Below are 1,447 nucleotides of genomic sequence, written 5' to 3'. Positions count from 1 at the left end.
CGGACCCGGGTGCGACGGGCGCGCAGGGTGACCCAGGTACGCCGGGACCGACGGGCACGCAAGGTGACCCGGGCGGGCCGGGGCCGACGGGGCCGACGGGGCCGACGGGTGTGGGTCTCGCGGGTCCGACAGGCGCAACCGGCCCGGCAGGAGCGACAGGCCCGACGGGTCCGTCTGGTTTCGATCTGCACGGGCTGCAGGAGTTCACCGAGGATGGATCGTTCACCCCACCCGAGGGCGTCACCTCGGTATTCGTCCAGACCTGGGGAGGCGGAGGGGGCGGAGGCGGCGCAGGCGCGGGGATCTTTGCCCCCGGTGGAGGAGGCGGAGGAGGCGGCGCCGGTGGCCTCGCCTGGTGCCTGGTACCGGTCACGCCCGGGGACATCTACGCGGTCAGCGCGGGCCCGGGCGGCGCCGGGGGAAGCGGCGGGGGGGCCATCAACAACCCTGGCAACCCCGGCAGTCCGGGGGATGACGCGACCCTGACCGCACCCGATTCCACCGTCCTGGCCAGCGCCACCGGTGGGCAGGGCGGCGGCGGTGGCGGTCCATCGTCGGGCGGCCCCGCCACCCCCGGCGTCGGCGGCCCAGGTGGCACAGGGACGTGCGTGGCGGACGGCGTGACCCGGACGGGAGACGCCGGCTCCAACGGCACGGGTAGCACGGGCGGCGCAGGCGCCACCCCCGCCGATGGCATCATCGGCCTGCCGGGCACCAGCGGCACAGGCGGTACGGGCGGTAACGGGCAGGCCGACACCGGCGGATCCCCGGGAGGACCGGGTGGCCAGGCCTACCTCGTGCTGTGGTGGTAGCACCCCACCCCTCGGCGGCAGGCCCGGGTCTGACCGGTTCACGGCGACCCGGGCCGCCGCCCTGAGGCACTTAACCGCTTAGCCGAGGTGGGTGTTCCAGAGCCATGGACCGATCCGGCGAGTGTGCTGGAGCCGAAGCCCGTAAATGTTCAGCAGAGGGCGACCCGTCCCAGACCACGTAGGCACCACCGTCCAGCAGCGCGTCATGAGCCACGACTCTAGCCTCAGCGCCGCCGTCAGCAAGCAGTTGAACGAGCACGTCGCGTTCCACGGTCACCTTCACTCGGGATCCTGCGGTACAGCAGCGAAGTACAGCAACCACACTGACCGCAGCTGGTCGCCACCGAACCCAAGAAGACGACTGAACAGCCGAGCAGACCTCAGCGACCGCCCCGCCGATAGTTCGCATCGAGAGGCTCACCGTGCCCGCTGCGTGCCCGTTCCGAGGGGACGCAGCGGGGAGCCACGGGGAACGGGCGGTCCCGCTGCGCTCTGTCCCAGGCCGGAGTCTCGGCAGGTCGGCCAGGGCCCGCATACGCCGTCTTCCAAACTAGCTACGCGGGTTCGATTCCCGTCGCCCGCTCTTGATGGCCCAGGGCCAGGTCAGAGGTTCATCCTCCAGCCTGGCCCTGATG

The 1,447-nt window shown here is 72.3% G+C and carries 1 pseudogene; it reads left to right on the top strand.

Annotated elements, in window-relative coordinates:
* Window positions 1–812: pseudogene (locus AB0D12_RS40655) on the top strand (PAS domain S-box protein); the annotation flags it as partial.
* Window positions 813–1,447 lie beyond the last annotated feature (635 nt).

It is taken from the genome of Streptomyces sp. NPDC048479 (assembly GCF_040651435.1).
In the GTDB taxonomy this organism is placed as follows: Bacteria; Actinomycetota; Actinomycetes; order Streptomycetales; family Streptomycetaceae; genus Streptomyces.
Note: the sequence above shows the minus strand (reverse complement) of the source record. Positions and strands in the feature narration are given on the sequence as shown.